We start from the raw sequence: 17,271 nt of genomic DNA, 5'->3' as shown, positions 1-17,271 counted from the left end.
CAAGCCGCCTTTGTTGCCACCTTACCCAAATGCTTCCCAGTATAAGAAGCAATTGTGACAGTTTTGCAAAAGGCGTTAAATCAAGAAGCAGCCAGCACTTCTGGCAAATCGGCAATACTTGCCAGTACCCAATCGGGCTTTACGGAAGATGCATCGAAATAGGCTTGTCGGAATTTTCCGGTTTTAACCAAACAACCTTTCATCCCTAATAGCTGCGCACCACCAACATCGCTGTCTATGTCATCGCCGACCATGATGGTTTGCGCGGGGCTAACCCCCACTGAATCCAACACGCGTTTAAAAAAATCTGCGTTGGGCTTACCCATAATGAGCGCATTTTTACTACATACATATTCGAGGCCGGCGACAAAAAAACCTATATCTGCTTTTAATCCGTCTTCTGTTTGCCAAAAGCGATTTTTATGCAAAGCAATGAGTTCTGCCCCGCCGTGAATGAGATTAAAAAGTTTGTTAATCAAGGCTAAATCCCATCGCTCGCCTATGTCACCCAAGACAACAAAATCTGGATTCACATCATCGTATTCAAATTCGGCAAAATCCGGCTTTATGGCGTCTGCTACCACCGGCCAAATACGCAAGGGGCGATTACGCTTTTGTTGGATTGCTTGTAACTCCAGCTTTGCACCTATGGGCGCACTGATAAGTTCTTCTGGGGCCAAACGAAAACCTAGTGAAATCATTTGCCCGAAAAGTTCTGCATGGGATTTGGTGGTGGTATTGGTGAGAAAACGCAGTATGAATCCTTGTTCGCGCAGGTGGGCGATGCTTTTAACGGCACCGGGTATTTCCTGATTGCCCACAAACAAAGTACCGTCGAGATCGAGAAGAATTAGTTTGTGCTGATTGGCCATAGGTATCTCCTTAGATTAACCCAACATCTCTGACTCAATACCTTGAAACTATAGCTCCATTTCAACTCGCAAGATAAAAATCCGGCTTCACAATTTCATTGCATGATGCGAGCCACGTGCAATTCAATGAACATGCGCCCCAATTCAAAAAAAGGCGTCAGGCATAGCGAGCTTTTAATGCTTCAATTAAAACGCTGACTTTTTGCGAGCGTTGGACAGATTGCGGATAGACCGCATAGATTCCGCCGCCGGGTAGGGACCACTCGGGTAGCAATCGTACCAGCCGACCTGCTGCAACCTCTTCTCTTACGAAAATATCGGGATGTACCATCATGCCCGCTCCAGCCAAGACCGCAGCCTTAACCGCAGACGCGGTATTCGCCATTACACTTGCGTTAAAACGCAGGCTTTGGGATGACGAACCGGCCTGCGTAAAAGTCCAATAGGTTGGGTTAGGCAACACAGAAAGCCCCACAAATGGCAGCTCCGCAACATCCTGTGGCGAGCGCGGCATTTCTCCTTGCAACACTGAAGGATGAGCAACCAGCCAATCCTCAAAGTAAGCAATCAAGGCAGCGCGATGGCTGGAATCTGCCAAGCGACCGATACGAATTGCCACATCAATTCCGGCACTCACCATATCCACGCGCTCATCACTGGACAAAATTTCAATGCGTAACTCTGGATGTTGCCTGGCAAGTTCAGCAGTCAAAGGGGCGATAACGCTAGCGCCAAAATCAATGGACGTGGATATACGCAGTTTGCCGCGCAATTGCTGGGTATTGCTGCTCGCTTGGGTAATCGCGTTCTCGGTATCTAACAGGATTTTCTGGCAAGCCTCGTAAAACAAGGTTCCTGCCTCAGTGAGATGCAAGCGCCGCGTCGTTCGCACCAGTAAATGGCTGCCGATTTCCGCCTCCAGCTTTTGCATATGGGCACTCACCATGGTTTTTGCCAAGCCCAAACGTTTGGCCGCTGCCGTAATAGAACCGGTCTCCACCACAGCAGTAAACACCACCAAACGGTTTAAGTTGATATCGAATAATTTGCTCATTGCGCCATTGTCCACTTTAAAAGAACAAAGAATTAATATTTAGCCATCTTATCAGAACAATAAATCGGGCCGATACTGACCTCGCTGAAGTAAACATCAATCTCAACGAGGAATAGATCATGAAAATTGCAATCGTCGGTGCTACCGGTTTTATCGGCCAACATATTTTTAACGAGGCCGTATCACGTCAACACGACCTAACCGCACTGGTACGCAACCCAACCAAAGTGGCGGCATCAGCAAAAGTAAAAGCGCAGCAGCTAAGCCTGCAAGATTACGCAGCTTTGAGCGCAGCACTCGCCGGCCACGACGCTGCGGTATTGAGCGTGCACTGGGAAGAGCAAGACCTGCACAAAATCATCAACGCGGTAAAAGCTTCCGGGATTAAGTACGTGCTCTTTGTCGGCGGCGCAGCAAGCCTCGAAGTCGCACCCGGCGTGCAATTGTTTGATACGCCAGAGTTTCCCGACATGTGGAAAGCAACCGCCGGAGCAGCACGCGATTTGTTAAACATACTGCGCGGCGAAAAAGAATTGAACTGGGTTTATGCATCACCATCCGCATTTATCGAACCTGGTGAGCGCACCGGAAAATTTCGTTTAGGCAGCGAGCAACTTTTAGTAAACGAAAAAGGTGAAAGCAGAATTTCGAATCAAGATTTCGCGGTTGCCGTGATCGACGAATTAGAAAATCCATCGCACCAGCAGCAACGTTTTACGGTGGGTTATTAATATTTAGCAAGCGAATCGTCATCCTCGCAGAAGATGACGATTCCCAAATGAATTTTTATCTAAATTGTTATAAGTTTTCTTAGGAAACTAAAAATGAACAACAAAACTTTTGTAGAAATGTTTGGCTTCGATCATCCGGCTGCTCGCTTAAGCGAAGCTGTGGTCATTATTATCGATATGCAACGCGAGTATCTCGATGGATCCGTGCCCGTACCCGATTTACACGCCGCCGTAAAAGGTGCAGCAGAATTAATTGCGCGCGCTCACCAACATGGCACACCTGTGATTCACGTGCTTAACAAAGGTCCAAGCGGAAATTTATTATTTAATGAGCAAGGCCCCTACTACGCCGAACTACCGGAGATAGCAGCTAAACCCGGTGACCAGATTGTTGTAAAGCATTTACCCAATGCCTTTGCTGGCACAAATTTGCAAGCGCTGATTGAAAACACCGGGCGCAAACAATTAATTATTGCGGGCTGCACCACACACGTTTGTATTTCTGCCACAGCGCGTGCTGCTTTGGATTTAGGTTATAAAAATACCATTGTGGCCGATGCAACTACTAGCCGTGATCTTGATGATGGATTTGGTAATAGGATAGCCGCCACTGTTGTAAAACAAGTTGCCTTAGCTGAATTGCGCGATGCATTTTCAGTAATTGTTAAAAGTGCAGACGATTTGTTGATATAAACTGAACTTTAGCTGGAAGAACTTTGTATTAGCTTTTGTCGGCACACAAAATAAATACCTGCCAAAAGCGCAGCTAGCGCGGCAGGAATTAACATCGCATAAAAAGTTAAATGAGTAAAACTGATTGCACCAATCAAACCGCCAACAATAAAACCCGTTATGAGAATTAAATAAAGTATTACGCGACGTTTGTCAGGGCTGTGCCCACGCAACCACAACCCAATAATAATGCCCAGATCAGTAAACAACCCCGTCACATGGGTTGTTCGCATGAGTGCGCCACTAAAAGTGCTCGTCATAGCATTTTGCAAACCGCAAGCAGCCGACGCCAAATAATGCCCAAGGTTGCTACTCAAATTTAAAAAATACATCGACAAGACTAACAACAGAGCAACGCACAACAATGCAAACCCATAACGACGGCCATAACGCAATGATTCATTGCCAATCGCAAAACCACTCAGCCCCGCACCTACAACAAAGCTGAGAATAATCCAGCCCAAATGAATCACTTCGGCGTAATTTGCTTTCGCCAACTCCACACCCAACAGTGACGAGCTTCCCGTAAGATGCGAAACGCCTTGATGGTTAAAACCCAAAAGCGCTATAGCATTGACACTGCCAGCAATAAACGCGAGCACGAACGCACTCGCCTCAACCCATTTAGGTAATTTGCTTATCATAAAAACTACCAATCAAAAATTTACACTAGCATTTGCAATTGCTATGCCGACAATCAACCCGGCTCACAAATGTCATTATCTGAAACAATACTGTTAACAAGCTTATCAAAGTGGACTAGTATCAACCGCCCTCGCGGTAATCTACTCTCGATTTGAAAGGAATTTTTATGCACAAGTTAATCCTCGGCCTTATTGGCACCTGCGCTTTATGCATTTCATCACTTGGATTTGCTCAATTGCCCGTAACAGCCAATCCAGACCACACCGCCATGTTGGCTAGCAAAGATCCAAAACTCGCCGCTAACAAAAAATTGGTTTACGACTTTTGGCGTGAAGTATTTGAAGCCGGCCATTTGGAACTAGCGCCAAAATACATGACTGAAACCTATATCCAACACAATCCTACTGTCGCAACCGGGCGCAAGGCATTTGTAGATTTTTTTGGTCAATTTAAAAAGCCGCAAGCAATTGCAGATAAAGTTAACGCACCTCTGGTATCCATCACCGCCGAAGGTGATTTGGTCACCTTGGCTTTTGTTAGCGAACGAAAAGATCCTAAAGACCCGAGCAAAACTTACACAACCACCTGGTTTGATATGTTCCGTATTGAGAACGGAAAGATCGCAGAGCATTGGGATCCGATGGCTAAATAAATTCACTGTTAAAGCTGTGCCCGTAGCATTTATGGGCACAGCTTAAGTTCAAACCACGCTTTAGGATTTGATCACTATCAAGAAATTTCCTTCGCTTTTTTTAGCACCAAAGTCAGCACCTCCTGCGAAACCTCTTCATCATCCATTGCCCGCGCGATAGTTTGTGCACCAACCAACATGGACAAGGTTATCAAAGCATTTTCACGTGCTTTTTTCTTGTTGGCTGCGGGGATAATTTCAATTAATGCGGATGCCAAACGTTTCGCTGATTGCGTGAACGCAGAGCGCACCGTTGAATTTTGGCGAGCTGCTTCGGCACCTAAGGCTGCCATAAGGCAACCTGCACCTGGTTTATCACGGTGTTCAACGGACAGGTAATTTTTTAGGAACGCATGATATGGCGAGTCTTTCGATTCTTTTCGGCGCGCTTCACCGGCTTGCAATAATTCATCGACTGCACGTTCACAGGCTTGCGCCATTAAATCTTCTTTGGAACTGAAATGGCCATAGAAGCCACCATGGGTTAAGCCAGCGGCTTTCATTAAATCAGCCACACCTATGCCATCAAAGCCTTTTTCGCGAAACAATTTTGCGGCTATGGTAATTATTTTTTCGCGGTTCTCTGCCGCCTGCTCTCTGCTGACTCTCATCAATAGCTACCCCAATACAAATACTGATTGACAGTATACATGATGAACATCATATAATTTTATAAATGACGATCATCATTTAAATTAGCAAAGGGCCAAGCTATGAGCACTTATCAACACCCCACCCGCATTGTAATTACCGGTATGGGAATAGCCTCGCCTTTGGGTTGTGGGGTAGAAAATGTATGGCAGCGATTGCTATCCGGTCACTCTGGTATCAGGCGTTTACCCGAGGATATAGCTGCGGATTTGCCAGCAAAAGTCGCCGGACTCGTGCCCGACATTGCTGAAGATGCCGAAGCTGGGCTTGATCCAGATAAAGTCGCATCTCCCAAAGACCAACGCAAAATGGATCGATTTATTTTGTTTTCACTGGCGGCGGCTGAAGAAGCTTTAGCGCAAGCCGGTTGGAGTCCGACCACTGGTATCGAACAGGAAAGCACGGCAACAGTCATCGCCTCGGGTGTTGGCGGTTTCCCCGCAATTGCGGATGCAGTGCGGACCGCAGATAGTCGCGGTACTCGCAAACTGTCACCCTTCACAATCCCCTCATTCTTAGTGAATTTGGCCGCAGGGCATGTCTCCATCAAATACGGATTCAAAGGCCCGATTGGTGCGCCCGTTACCGCGTGTGCGGCCGGCGTACAAGCTATTGGCGATACTGTCCGTATGATTCGTGCAGGTGAAGCAGAGATTGCGTTGTGCGGTGGAGCCGAGGCAACCATTCACACCGTAAGCCTTGGCGGTTTTGCTGCTGCGCGAGCGCTCTCCACAAACTTTAATGATATGCCCGAGCGAGCATCGCGACCCTTTGATCGCGACCGGGATGGTTTCGTGATGGGAGAAGGTGCCGGGTTACTGGTCGTGGAATCTTTGGAGCATGCACAAGCTCGCGGAGCAAAACCCATTGCCGAAATCATTGGTTACGGCACCAGTGCCGACGCCTATCACCTCACATCCGGAGCAGAAGATGGCGATGGAGCCAAACGTGCCATGAGTGCAGCCTTGCGCCAGGCCAGGTTAAAACCTGAAGAGATCCAACACCTCAACGCCCACGCGACCTCCACACCCGTTGGGGACAAAGGTGAGCTAGCCGCTATCAAAGGCATTTTTGGCGAGAACAGCAGTTTGCTTGTTACTTCTACAAAATCGGCCACCGGCCATTTATTAGGAGCGGCAGGTGGTATTGAAACGATTTTTACCGCGCTAGCATTGCGCGACCAAATCGTTCCACCAACCTTGAACCTGGAAAATCCCGACGAGGCTGCAACCGGCATAGATATAGTTGCTGACAAGGCTCGACCTGCAGAAATTGAACATGCGCTCTCTAACGGGTTTGGTTTCGGCGGCGTAAACGCGAGTATTTTGCTTAAACGTTGGTTAGATTAATTGCTCCAAGCCTGTAAGAAAACGGGCGCTTGCGGTTATACTGCTCGGCCTTTTCACCCGTTCTTGCTGTTCGGTTTTTAGCTGCTTTGAGGAGCAATCATGTCGAAGTTTTGGAGTCAGGTGGTGCGCGAGCTGGAGCCTTACGTGCCCGGTGAGCAACCGCAAATTGATGGTTTAATCAAATTGAATACTAACGAGAGTCCTTACCCGCCCTCGCCAGAAGTAATCAAACTGATGACCCATGACGCCATCGACCGCTTGCGCCTTTACCCTGATCCAAATTCCAAAAAGCTAAAAAATACCATCGCGAATTATTACGATGTTACCGCCGAGCAAGTGTTTGTTGGCAACGGTAGCGATGAAGTTTTGGCGTTGCTTTTTATGGCATTTTTTCAACAAAGCAAACCTTTGTTGTTTCCGGATATCAGTTACAGTTTTTATCCGGTGTATTGCAAATTGTTTGGTATTGAATACAAAACACCTACGTTGCGCGACGACTTTACTATCAACTTTGATGATTATGCGAGCGAGAACGGCGGAATTATTTTCCCGAACCCCAACGCACCTACCGCAATTGGAAAACCGCTCGCAGAAATAGAAGCATTGCTACAAAAGAATACTGAATCGGTGGTGGTGGTGGATGAAGCCTACATTGATTTTGGTGGCGAAACGGCAATCAGTCTTGTCGATAAATATCCAAACTTATTGGTCGTGCAGACTTTATCGAAATCTCGCTCTCTCGCCGGTATGCGCGTAGGTTTTGCAGTGGGAAATGTCGATTTAATTACCGCGTTGGATCGCGTTAAAAATTCATTTAACTCTTACCCGCTAGACCGCCTTGCTGAAGCAGCCACCATTGCAGCATTTGAAGATGATGCTTATTTTAAAGCCTGCCGCGATAAAATTATTGCCACTCGCGAATGGACAGTAAAGCAATTGGAAGCCCTGGGCTTTAATGTATTGCCATCACAAGCCAACTTTGTTTTTGTCAAACCATCCAAAAATAACGCAGCCGAACTCGCGCAAAAATTGCGTGAACATAAAATTCTGGTTCGCTATTTCGGCGCTGCTCGTATCAACGAGTTTTTGCGGATTACAATAGGTACGGATGAACAAATGCAACGTATGGTTGAGGTGTTGAAAAGCGCTTAATATTGTCATCCAAAACAAAAAAGCCCGAGCTGAAAACTCGGGCTTTTTTGTTTTGGATAACGCAATGTCGCACTAATTTTCGGGCACACCTTGAATGGTGAAATATTTATCCATCCCGGTCCACTGCAACATTTGCCATACATCTTTATTGCAATGGCAAAGTTTTATATCGCCGCGCTCAGAACCTTTTTGCTCTTTAAACAACAGCAACATACCTAAGCCTGTAAGAGTTAAAGTTGGAGCCTCAGTTAAATTAAATTCAAATTGACCAATTCCAGAGCGCTCAGTCTCCTCAATTAAACGGCGCCATTCGGCGCGCAGGTTTTGATCCAGGCTTCCACTAATATTGATTCTTAATCCATGGCCACTGTTAATGGGTAGCCAATCTATAGAAGGCAAAGTGGAGTCTGAATAACTGCTCTCAATAATCGCTTTTTTAGGCACAGGCCCCGGTGTAACAGGCACGGTTTTTGGCCGAGCAGGTTTTGGGGGCGCAACGTGGGGGCGCGACACCTTTGGTGGGCCGCCAATTGGATCGGGGTAATCGCTTGCAACCAAATCATCCCATGTGCTGGGTTGCTTTTGGGTACTCAAAACGTCGTCAATCAAGGTCCCACGAGCTTTTTTGGCTTGCGCCGCCTCGTCGTCTGCTCGTGCTATACGCTCTTCGCCCATAAAGGGCACTTTACGCCTCATTTGGCGCCTCCAACCTTAACCATCGTTATTAATAACTATTATTGCCAGGTCATTTCCCAGCCAAAATGGCATAGGGCTGCCTCTAGTATAGATAAGATTTACAAATTGGCATGCAGATTGTTTTTTGAACAAGTGTTTCCCTATGTAACCGAAACACCCAGGTTTTCTTTTTATTACAGACATCATAATGTTTTTTGTTTATGATGAGGAAAAGCTATATGTGCACTGATGCGCATTATGCAATAAGAAAGTGGATGTAAGGCCCCTGATATAAGCCTTGAATGAGTTTGCAAGGCAGCTAGGCCGCCAACGTGCTTTCGGACGAAAGCAGTCAGTTGAGCTAGCACAGTCCCCGGCGTAGGGATTTCCTGTGCTCGCGGCTATCACTATTTATGTATTAAGTGATGAGGGCTGGCAGATCCCCTGCCGCCCCGATAATCATCCCTAGTGGGCAGCTATGCAAAACAAAAATAATGCGGTGGAGTTAATAAAAAAGTTCCAGCAACTTTTTACCAATTTGAATCACAAAGAAATCGCGGAGCGATTGGTTAAATTAGTTGTTGCGAAAGCCGTTATCAGCCGCGCCGTTTTGGTAGTGGAGCGCGATAGCCATCTCTACGTTGAGGCCATTGCCTCCCAGCAAGAATCCGAACTATTGGTTAATGGCATCACCACCTCGCTCAATCGCCTTAACTATCTACCGCACCAACACATTCATCAGGTTTTTGATTCTGGCAAACCCCAAGCTTTGGATACCGATCAAATCCAGCTGATGGGCGCGATGTTTACCAAGAAAGGCTGCAATGCCTGTTATCTCCACCCGATTTTGGAAAACAATAAAACCATCGCTGTGTTTTATATGGAAGCCGAACATGGCTTAACGAGCTTGATTAAAGCAGTTAATGAGCTGGATTCAGTCTGGACTTTCAGTTCGCTTTTGGTTCGCCAGGTTATTGATATGTGGCACCACGAGGAGCAATCCGAACGCTTCCGTTTAGCGGAACAAGCACTGTGGGCCAGTGAAACTTATCTCAATGCGATTTTACGTTTTTCCCCTGCATTGATTTCAGTAAAAGATTTGGATGGCAACGTGGTACTCGCTTCTGAACATTTCAAACAGATGGCGAATATCGACGACACCGGCTTTGTGGGAAAAAATGTTTTTGATGTTTATCCCAAAGATGTTGCGCAATCCATTTGCGATATTGATACAGCGACGAAAACCAAGCAACAAACCTACGAAGTCGAATTGGATTTAATGCATAAAGACGGCAGCATGCACACCTATTTAATGGTGAAGTTTCCGCTGCGCAGTAAAGACAATCGCGTGTTTGGTGTGTGTACTATCGGCACCGATATTTCCGAGCGCAAGCTCGCTGAAAACGCACTGCGCGAACAGCAATCGCGCTTGAATTATATGGCGTTCCACGATTCGCTTACCGGATTACCTAACCGCTCGCTGTTTTATGACCGCATTTATCATGGCCTTGCACGCGCACGCCGCGGCAACTCCAAAGTTGCTTTAATGCTGCTCGATATCGACCGATTTAAAAATATTAACGACAGCCTCGGTCACGACGCTGGCGACCTTATGCTTAAAGCCATTTCCACTCGCCTAAATGAAGGCGTACGTGATATGGACACAGTTGCGCGCTTGGGTGGCGACGAATTCGTTGTGGTACTAGAAGGCGTACACGATATTGAAGACGTTATGTTTGTCGCCAACAAATTACTGGTAACGCTAGCGCGCCCCATGGAAATTAGCGGTCACGAAATTACATCGACAGTCAGTATCGGCGTAAGTATTTTTCCTGAAGATGGCGAAGATACTGACGAGCTTCTTAAGCACGCCGACATCGCCATGTATAAAGCGAAAGAGGCAGGAAAAAATAATTGCCAGTTCTACACCAAAGGTATGAACGCAACCGCCGTTAATTATTTGCTGCTGGAAAATGATTTACGTCGCGCACTGGAATTAAATCAATTTACATTGCACTACCAACCGCAAATTGATTTAAAAACTGGCGAATTAATGGGTGTAGAGGCGCTAGTGCGCTGGCAACATCCAGAGCGTGGTTTGGTATCTCCTGCGCATTTTATTCCGCTCGCTGAAGAAACAGGCTTGATTGTGCCCATTGGCGAATGGGTTTTGCGTGAAGCTTGCCGCCAACAAAAAATATGGTTGGATGCCGGCAAAAAAGTAGGCAAGATTGCCGTGAATTTATCGCCGCGCCAATTCCGCCAAAAGAATTTCCCTGGCAAGGTAGAAGCGATTTTGCGAGAAACACAACTCGCACCGGAATATTTGGAGCTGGAGATTACCGAAAGCTGCGCAATGGAACACGCCGGTGAAACCATTAACCAACTCAACCAGCTCAACCAAATGGGTATGTATTTGGCGATTGACGATTTCGGTACTGGTTATTCATCACTCGCCTACTTGCAGCGTTTCCCCATCCAAAAATTAAAAATTGACCGCAGCTTTGTGAATGATATCCATGACGATATGAACGATGCTGCAATCACCAAAACCATTATTGGTTTGGCGCACAGCATGCAATTGCGGGTGGTAGCAGAGGGCGTTGAAACCGAGCATCAAGCCGAGTGGTTACGCCAACGAGGTTGCGATCAAGCACAAGGTTTTCTCTACGCTAAACCCATGTCGCCAAAACAATTTGAAAGCCATTTCCACGGTGGCCGCTTCTGTTTTGACGGCACCGTAATTCCACTCGAAAGCTACAAAATGGGCGCTTAATTAATTTGCACGCACGCTCAAGGCCGCTAATCACTTGGTGATGCGGCCCAGCCGCTCAGCTGCTATTACCTCCTTTCAGGCGCCACTGGCGTCCTCTTATCATTTTTTCGTCATTCCAAAACCCCATCTAACTTAGGCTGCGCAGCTGGGTTATTGCTAAATCAATCCGTCATACAGTCGAGCCATCTAAATCCAACAACCACAAAAGTGTTTGCAATCAACACAATTGTGTATTAGTGTAATAATACACATGGATAAAAGGGTGGCCCACTCTTGATCCGTTAGATAAAAATATAACTTTTTAAGAAGGAGTCTCACATGACGCAATCTGCATCTAACACTTTTATGAATATTATCACCGCCCCTAAACAGGCCTTTCCCGCCATTAAAGAAAAGCCGAGTGTGCTCTTCCCGCTGGGTTTAATTCTTGCGGCAGCTATTAGCAGCATGGTTTATTTTTACGCGACTGTAGATTTCGCCTGGATGATTGAGCAGATGGTTAACGCGCAAACTGCCGGAAAAACTGACGCTGAACGCGAAGCCATGCATAAAGCTATGAGTTCAATGTCTTCCACTGTGATGGGTGTTAGCTCAGTAGCTGGATTGGTGATTGGCATTTCGATTTTTTACTCGATTATGGCCGCCTATTTAATGCTCGTGAACAAATTGTTGGACAGCGATAACCTCGGCTTTAAAGCATGGTTTTCGTTTATCTGCTGGTGCTCTATTCCCGCGATATTCACCTCACTCGCTTCACTCATCAATGTAATGCTGGCCAGTAACGGGCAAATCACGCTCGAATCCCTTAATCCTATTAGCTTTAATAATTTATTTTTGCACATTGCCCCAAACGATCCACTCTTTGGTCCAATCAACGCATGGGATCCTATGATGCTCTGGAGCATGGGCTTAATGATATTTGGCTTCAATCAATGGACCGGAAAATCACTCGCAAAATCAGCTGCAATTGTTTTAGCGCCCAGCGTGATTATTTACGGTATCTGGATTGCTGTAGCGCTCAAATAATTAGCACATCATTAAACAATGCGCGCTTATTAACACACCCTGACGTTGCCGGTGTTCTGCATCGGCTTTTTTACATTTACTGTTTTTACTCTATGGCCCAGCTATGAAAAAACCAATTATTATCGGTGTAATACTTTGTTTAATTATTGGTGTTCCGGTGATTAAAAAATTGACCAGCGGCGACAGCCTTAAAAAAGTAGAAGTGGAAGCTCTGACTAACCGCGCCATTAAAGCGTCTATTATCGCTTCAGGAAATTTAAACCACGAAGAAAAGGTACAACTCAGCACCGAGGTTATTGGTAAGGTAAAAAGTATTTTTGTGAAGGAAGGCGATAAGGTCGTTAAAGGTCAACTGTTATTACAAATAGACGATGAAGCTTATATATCTGCCACTGAGCAAAATCAGGCCGCCGTGCGCATGCAACGAATCGCCATCGAGCGCTTGCAGTCCCATTATCAAAACCTGCTTGCACAGTGGCAACGCAAAAAAGTGTTGTTCGATAAAAAGTTAATTGATCCACAAACTTTTGATGCCATCAGCCTCGAGTTAGCCAGTGCAGACTTCCAGGTAAAATCTGGCCGCGAACAATTAATCCAGGCAGAAGCGCAATTAGCGCAAGCCAAAAATAATTTAGCAAAAACTCGCGCTTACTCACCCATTGATGGCGTAGTAACTTCGCTCACTATTAAAGTCGGTGAAACCGCTATTGCCGGCACCATGAACTTTGCAGCATCCAGTTTAATGACTATCGCCAACCCCGCCAGCTTGCACGCAGAAGTCAATGTGGATGAAGCCGATATTACCAACGTTGCTGTAGGTCAGCGTGCAGAAGTGGTTGCTATTGCACATTCAGACCAACCTATTAATGGCACAGTCGCGTTTATTGCTGAAACAGCAAAAGTCGCCACTGGCCGCAGCGGTTTAAGTTTCGCCGTAAAAATTCGTTTTGAAGATTCTAAAAATATTAAGCTTTGGCCGGGAATGTCTGCCCGCGCAGAAATTTTTACCAGCGGCGAAACCAGCAAGCTCGCAGTGCCTATTCAAGCCATTGTCTCCCAACATGACGACGCTAAAAAATCGGATGATAGAAAAACAGAGGCCGATAACGACAAGGCAGTAAAGGCCACCAACAACTACATTTTTGTTGCTGATAACAATAAGGCGCGCCGCGTAGCAGTTACTTTGGGTTTATCAGATGATGAGTACCAGGAAATCACCAGCATCAAAAAAGACGATGTAAAAGTGGGCGATAAAATTATTCTTGGCCCGGATCGTATTTTGCGTTACTTAAAAGATGGCGAAAAAATTACTCCCGAAGATAAAAAAACAAGCGATAAAAAAGACACTGCTACGAAATCTGCAAGTAGCAAAAGCAATGGCGGTAAATAAGTATGTCACTTATTGTTCTTAAAAATATCGCAAAACATTATGTGATGGGGCAAGAAACCGTACACGCTTTGAACGATATAAGCTTGACCATCGCCGCTAACGAATATGTTGCCTTTACCGGTTCATCTGGCTCTGGAAAATCCACCATGATGAATATTTTAGGCGCGCTCGATAAACCTAGCAGCGGCTCCTATTTTTTAAACAACCGCGATGTCAGCCAACTCAATCAAGATGAATTGGCTGACATTCGCAACCGCGAAGTCGGGTTTATTTTTCAAAGTTTTAATTTGTTACCACGATTATCTGCACTGGGGAATGTTATGCAGCCGCTGATTTACCGCGGTATCGCATTGAAAGCGCGTGAACAAGCAGCAACTGCTGTATTAAAACGCGTAGGGCTTGCAGATCGCATGCATCACTTGCCCAACCAATTATCTGGCGGCCAACGTCAACGCGTGGCAATTGCGCGCGCACTGGTTACGAGCCCTTCTATTTTATTAGCGGATGAGCCTACCGGAAATTTGGATTCCACCACCACTGCCGACATTATGAAATTGTTTGATGAATTACATAACGAAGGCAATACGATTGTAATGGTAACCCACGAGCCGGAAATTGCGCGCCACTGTCATCGAGTCGTACGCATGCAAGATGGAAAACTCGCAGACGATTATTTCAACGAAAAAGCCCATTAGATCAGGACTAGATTGTGTTCACATTTTTTGAATGTTTACGTTCGGCGCTTATCTCTATTCGCGCGCACGGCTTTCGTAGCATATTAACTACACTCGGCATCATCATCGGCGTGGCCTCAGTGATTGCTACCGTTTCTATAGTGCAGGGTTTGAGTTATAGCATCGGCCAACAATTTGAAGGTTTGGGCGCTAACAGTCTATCGGTTTATTCCTATACATCTTTTGAAGACCAAATGAAAGGTCGCTTTGGACGCATCACCGCCGACGATTTACAACTCATTACTGATCGAACCGAAGGAATTGAATCTATCACACCCATGCTAGCCTCGCGCTTTACAAGCGTGGTGCGCTTCGGTGCAAAATCGACAACGGGCCGCGTTATTGGTACAACAAATAGTTACCAGCAAGTCAATCAATTGTTTATTCAGAAAGGACGCTTTCTATCTGAAAGCGATAATCAAACGCGTCGAAGAGTGTGTGTTATAGGAACTCAAGTGCGCGACAATTTATTGCTGCCAGAAAATCCTATCGGCGAATTTATTGAGATCAATTCTGAATGGGTAAAAATTATTGGCCTTGCAGAACCCAAGGGCGAAATGCTGGGCTTCAAACAAGACGACATAGTGTTACTCCCCTACAGCACTATGCAAAGCTTGAACGGCAACCAAACCCAAGTGGATATTCAAATTCAGTTGACTGTAACAAATTTGGATGAGATGGAAACTGTAACCGAAAAAATTCGTAAGTTACTACGGCAATCACATCGCATTAAAAACGGCAACGACGATTTTAAAATTCAATCGTCAGAACAACTAAAAGAATCTTTCTCTAAAATTACTTCCGCAGTAACCTTTGTGATGGGCGGCATAGTTAGCATTTCATTATTAGTCGGTGGAATTGGCATTATGAATATCATGCTTGTTTCAGTCACCGAGCGCACTCGTGAAATAGGCATTTGCAAAGCTATAGGCGCAAAACGCCATTATATTTTGCTGCAATTTTTAATGGAGTCTTTAGTGCTTTGCTTACTCGGCGGGCTTATAGGTTTAATTATTGGTTATGCTTTAGGTATGGGTTTAGCAGCAATGATTCCTAACTTTCCTCCCGCTCACGTGCCTTGGTGGGCGGTGGCTATTTCGGTGGGATTCTCCGCAATTATTGGCATCGTGTTCGGGATAGTACCTGCCGCCAAAGCGGCAAATCTCGATCCCATTGAATCTTTACGTTACGAATAAAAGTAAAATCATCGCACGCACATTAGCATCAAGATTTAGGAATCAGCCCAGCAAATCTTGCAATGAAACTAGCCTTTACCTTTGGTCTTATTGTTATTGGGGCGCGCGTTTTCTTCGATAAACGCAATAATCATATCGGCAATATTTTTCTTGGTAGCCGCCTCAATTCCCTCCAAACCGGGAGAGGAATTTACCTCCATCACCAAAGGTCCACGACTCGATCGCAGCAAATCTACACCAGCGACATGCAAGCCCATGGTTTGTGCCGCCTTAAGCGCCGTAGCGCGCTCCTCAGGTGAGAGCTTGGTGATTTTTGCACTGCCTCCGCGATGCAAATTGGAGCGGAACTCGCCCTCTTGCGCGGTGCGCTGCATAGACGCCACTATTTTGCCGCCCACCACAAAACAACGCACGTCGCTGCCGTTGGCTTCCTTGATAAATTCCTGCACCAGAAATTCAGCTCGCAGCTCGCGGAAAGCTTCAATCACACTCTCTGCAGCTTTGGAGGTTTCTGCCAAAACAATTCCACGACCTTGGGTGCCTTCACATAATTTGAGAACCAAAGGCGCGCCACCCACCAGCTTGATAAGCTCCTTGGTGTCATGAACGTTATAAGCGAAACTTGTTTTGGGCAAACCTATGCCTTTGCGAGACAACAATTGCAGGGCGCGCAACTTGTCGCGCGAACGCCCCAAGGCTACAGATTCGGTTAGGCAGTAAACGCCCATCATTTCAAACTGGCGAATCACCGCCAAACCGTAGTGCGTAACAGAGGCACCAATACGCGGGATAACCGCATCAAAACCTTCCAACTTTTCACCCATATACCAAATGGCTGGGCTAGCGGAGGTAATATCCATGTAGCACTTGAGAATGTCGATAACACGTACTTCGTGGCCACGGGCAATGCAGGCCTCCACCAGGCGCTTGGTGGAATAGAGGTGACGATTGCGCGACAGAATTGCTATTTTCATAAAAAACCTAAAAAGAGGAATTAACCCAGAAACCAAACTCCATAGAGCTCACTGGGTCATTCGAGAACAGGCCGGGACTTATCCCCGCCCAGTAAAAACGACTTGCCGCTATCAACCACAAAGCGCCGCTTCAGAGCGCTTCGGCCGAGCAACATACGGAACATCATAGTTTCGCGGTCGGTTAGCGTCAGTTCGATGACCCGCACTTCACCCTCAACAACCATGGCTGTTTCTATAACGGGGCGCATTTCAGCGTGGCCACCGGAATCAGTCACCCGGCGTATATCCTTCACAGGGGCTTCGCATTCCACTGTTTGCTCAACCGAAGACTGGAGGGGATGAACTCCAAATCTTACCCATGGCGCACCATTGCGCTCAAAACGTTCGACATAAAAGGCATGAAGAGCGCTAGTTTTGGCTCCGGTATCAACTTTGGCTTTAATGTGGGGAATCGCAAGGTCTGGCAAGGCGACCCATTCGCGCCAACCAATCACCTTTTTTTGTCCTTCAGCTCGCACTTGTGCCACGCTTAAAACTCCGTCGGTTTATGCCCTGATAGGGAACATTATAGTGGCCTTATGACCGATTAATCCCAAGAAGTACTAAAAGAAAAAAACTAGGGT

At 46.3% G+C, this 17,271-nt stretch carries 17 protein-coding genes; 10 read left to right on the top strand and 7 right to left on the bottom strand.

The genetic code is table 11. The annotated features are described in order from the left end of the window. Window positions 1–80 precede the first annotated feature (80 nt). Window positions 81–872 (bottom strand): TIGR01458 family HAD-type hydrolase, encoded by a 792-nt coding sequence (locus IE104_RS13950; protein ID WP_189419554.1) that lies wholly within the window; start codon window positions 870–872, stop codon window positions 81–83. A 157-nt stretch (window positions 873–1,029) separates the two neighbouring features. After that, window positions 1,030–1,926 carry a LysR family transcriptional regulator gene (locus IE104_RS13945; protein ID WP_189419552.1) on the bottom strand — a complete coding sequence of 299 codons (897 nt, stop codon included), beginning with the start codon at window positions 1,924–1,926 and terminating at the stop codon, window positions 1,030–1,032. Window positions 1,927–2,045: 119 nt separating this feature from the next. Between IE104_RS13945 and IE104_RS13940 the strand changes: the two genes are divergently transcribed. Together IE104_RS13940 and IE104_RS13935 are read left to right on the top strand one after the other, a co-directional pair. Further along, complete coding sequence (locus IE104_RS13940) at window positions 2,046–2,657, top strand: NAD(P)-dependent oxidoreductase (RefSeq protein WP_189419550.1); 612 nt, start codon at window positions 2,046–2,048, stop codon at window positions 2,655–2,657. A 93-nt stretch (window positions 2,658–2,750) separates the two neighbouring features. Then, window positions 2,751–3,350, top strand: a complete 600-nt coding sequence (locus IE104_RS13935; protein ID WP_189419548.1) for a cysteine hydrolase family protein — start codon at window positions 2,751–2,753, stop codon at window positions 3,348–3,350. Between the two features lie 8 nt (window positions 3,351–3,358). Here the strand turns inward: IE104_RS13935 and IE104_RS13930 are convergent, their stop codons facing one another. Then, a complete protein-coding gene (locus IE104_RS13930; protein ID WP_189419546.1) occupies window positions 3,359–4,033 on the bottom strand; it encodes a YoaK family protein in 675 nt (224 codons plus the stop codon). Window positions 4,034–4,200: 167 nt separating this feature from the next. Between IE104_RS13930 and IE104_RS13925 the strand changes: the two genes are divergently transcribed. Then, window positions 4,201–4,686, top strand: coding sequence for a nuclear transport factor 2 family protein (locus IE104_RS13925; RefSeq protein ID WP_189419544.1), 486 nt, complete (start codon window positions 4,201–4,203; stop codon window positions 4,684–4,686). A 77-nt stretch (window positions 4,687–4,763) separates the two neighbouring features. Here the strand turns inward: IE104_RS13925 and IE104_RS13920 are convergent, their stop codons facing one another. After that, window positions 4,764–5,336 carry a TetR/AcrR family transcriptional regulator gene (locus IE104_RS13920; protein WP_189419543.1) on the bottom strand — a complete coding sequence of 191 codons (573 nt, stop codon included), beginning with the start codon at window positions 5,334–5,336 and terminating at the stop codon, window positions 4,764–4,766. 102 nt (window positions 5,337–5,438) lie between these two features. On the opposite strand from IE104_RS13920, the gene fabF reads away from it, so the two are divergent. Further along, a complete protein-coding gene (fabF, locus tag IE104_RS13915; protein ID WP_189419541.1) occupies window positions 5,439–6,725 on the top strand; it encodes a beta-ketoacyl-ACP synthase II in 1,287 nt (428 codons plus the stop codon). Window positions 6,726–6,824: 99 nt separating this feature from the next. Next, complete coding sequence (gene hisC / locus IE104_RS13910; RefSeq protein ID WP_189419539.1) at window positions 6,825–7,877, top strand: histidinol-phosphate transaminase; 1,053 nt, start codon at window positions 6,825–6,827, stop codon at window positions 7,875–7,877. A gap of 72 nt (window positions 7,878–7,949) precedes the next feature. Here hisC and IE104_RS13905 read toward each other — a convergent pair whose 3' ends face one another. Continuing rightward, window positions 7,950–8,573 (bottom strand): STAS domain-containing protein, encoded by a 624-nt coding sequence (locus tag IE104_RS13905; RefSeq protein ID WP_189419537.1) that lies wholly within the window; start codon window positions 8,571–8,573, stop codon window positions 7,950–7,952. Window positions 8,574–9,030: 457 nt separating this feature from the next. On the opposite strand from IE104_RS13905, the gene IE104_RS13900 reads away from it, so the two are divergent. From IE104_RS13900 to IE104_RS13880, 5 genes are all read left to right on the top strand, one after another. Continuing rightward, window positions 9,031–11,328 carry a sensor domain-containing protein gene (locus IE104_RS13900; RefSeq protein ID WP_189419535.1) on the top strand — a complete coding sequence of 766 codons (2,298 nt, stop codon included), beginning with the start codon at window positions 9,031–9,033 and terminating at the stop codon, window positions 11,326–11,328. A gap of 318 nt (window positions 11,329–11,646) precedes the next feature. Continuing rightward, the gene (locus tag IE104_RS13895) at window positions 11,647–12,354 is read left to right on the top strand and encodes a YIP1 family protein (RefSeq protein ID WP_189419533.1); all 708 of its coding nucleotides are present in this window, start codon (window positions 11,647–11,649) and stop codon (window positions 12,352–12,354) included. 103 nt (window positions 12,355–12,457) lie between these two features. Continuing rightward, window positions 12,458–13,744, top strand: a complete 1,287-nt coding sequence (locus IE104_RS13890) for an efflux RND transporter periplasmic adaptor subunit (RefSeq protein WP_189419531.1) — start codon at window positions 12,458–12,460, stop codon at window positions 13,742–13,744. Between the two features lie 2 nt (window positions 13,745–13,746). Beyond that, window positions 13,747–14,439, top strand: a complete 693-nt coding sequence (locus IE104_RS13885) for an ABC transporter ATP-binding protein (RefSeq protein WP_189419529.1) — start codon at window positions 13,747–13,749, stop codon at window positions 14,437–14,439. 14 nt (window positions 14,440–14,453) lie between these two features. Next, window positions 14,454–15,674 (top strand): ABC transporter permease, encoded by a 1,221-nt coding sequence (locus tag IE104_RS13880; RefSeq protein WP_229837934.1) that lies wholly within the window; start codon window positions 14,454–14,456, stop codon window positions 15,672–15,674. A gap of 68 nt (window positions 15,675–15,742) precedes the next feature. On the opposite strand, the gene rimK is transcribed toward IE104_RS13880, so the two are convergent. Further along, window positions 15,743–16,648 (bottom strand): 30S ribosomal protein S6--L-glutamate ligase, encoded by a 906-nt coding sequence (rimK, locus tag IE104_RS13875; RefSeq protein WP_189419527.1) that lies wholly within the window; start codon window positions 16,646–16,648, stop codon window positions 15,743–15,745. Between the two features lie 56 nt (window positions 16,649–16,704). Further along, window positions 16,705–17,175 carry an ATP-dependent zinc protease family protein gene (locus IE104_RS13870; RefSeq protein ID WP_308429302.1) on the bottom strand — a complete coding sequence of 157 codons (471 nt, stop codon included), beginning with the start codon at window positions 17,173–17,175 and terminating at the stop codon, window positions 16,705–16,707. Window positions 17,176–17,271 lie beyond the last annotated feature (96 nt).

The sequence above is a fragment of the Cellvibrio zantedeschiae genome (assembly GCF_014652535.1).
In the GTDB taxonomy this organism is placed as follows: Bacteria; Pseudomonadota; Gammaproteobacteria; order Pseudomonadales; family Cellvibrionaceae; genus Cellvibrio; species Cellvibrio zantedeschiae.
This window is presented reverse-complemented; position numbering and strand designations above follow the sequence as displayed.

Coding starts and splice junctions, on each gene's coding strand:
- fabF (WP_189419541.1), top strand. CDS start 5,439: ATGAGCACTTATCAACACCCCACCCGCATTGTAATTACCGGTATGGGA.
- IE104_RS13900 (WP_189419535.1), top strand. CDS start 9,031: ATGCAAAACAAAAATAATGCGGTGGAGTTAATAAAAAAGTTCCAGCAA.
- IE104_RS13935 (WP_189419548.1), top strand. CDS start 2,751: ATGAACAACAAAACTTTTGTAGAAATGTTTGGCTTCGATCATCCGGCT.
- IE104_RS13905 (WP_189419537.1), bottom strand. CDS start 8,573: ATGAGGCGTAAAGTGCCCTTTATGGGCGAAGAGCGTATAGCACGAGCA.
- hisC (WP_189419539.1), top strand. CDS start 6,825: ATGTCGAAGTTTTGGAGTCAGGTGGTGCGCGAGCTGGAGCCTTACGTG.
- rimK (WP_189419527.1), bottom strand. CDS start 16,648: ATGAAAATAGCAATTCTGTCGCGCAATCGTCACCTCTATTCCACCAAG.
- IE104_RS13945 (WP_189419552.1), bottom strand. CDS start 1,926: ATGAGCAAATTATTCGATATCAACTTAAACCGTTTGGTGGTGTTTACT.
- IE104_RS13940 (WP_189419550.1), top strand. CDS start 2,046: ATGAAAATTGCAATCGTCGGTGCTACCGGTTTTATCGGCCAACATATT.
- IE104_RS13890 (WP_189419531.1), top strand. CDS start 12,458: ATGAAAAAACCAATTATTATCGGTGTAATACTTTGTTTAATTATTGGT.
- IE104_RS13885 (WP_189419529.1), top strand. CDS start 13,747: ATGTCACTTATTGTTCTTAAAAATATCGCAAAACATTATGTGATGGGG.
- IE104_RS13930 (WP_189419546.1), bottom strand. CDS start 4,033: ATGATAAGCAAATTACCTAAATGGGTTGAGGCGAGTGCGTTCGTGCTC.
- IE104_RS13950 (WP_189419554.1), bottom strand. CDS start 872: ATGGCCAATCAGCACAAACTAATTCTTCTCGATCTCGACGGTACTTTG.
- IE104_RS13925 (WP_189419544.1), top strand. CDS start 4,201: ATGCACAAGTTAATCCTCGGCCTTATTGGCACCTGCGCTTTATGCATT.
- IE104_RS13895 (WP_189419533.1), top strand. CDS start 11,647: ATGACGCAATCTGCATCTAACACTTTTATGAATATTATCACCGCCCCT.
- IE104_RS13920 (WP_189419543.1), bottom strand. CDS start 5,336: ATGAGAGTCAGCAGAGAGCAGGCGGCAGAGAACCGCGAAAAAATAATT.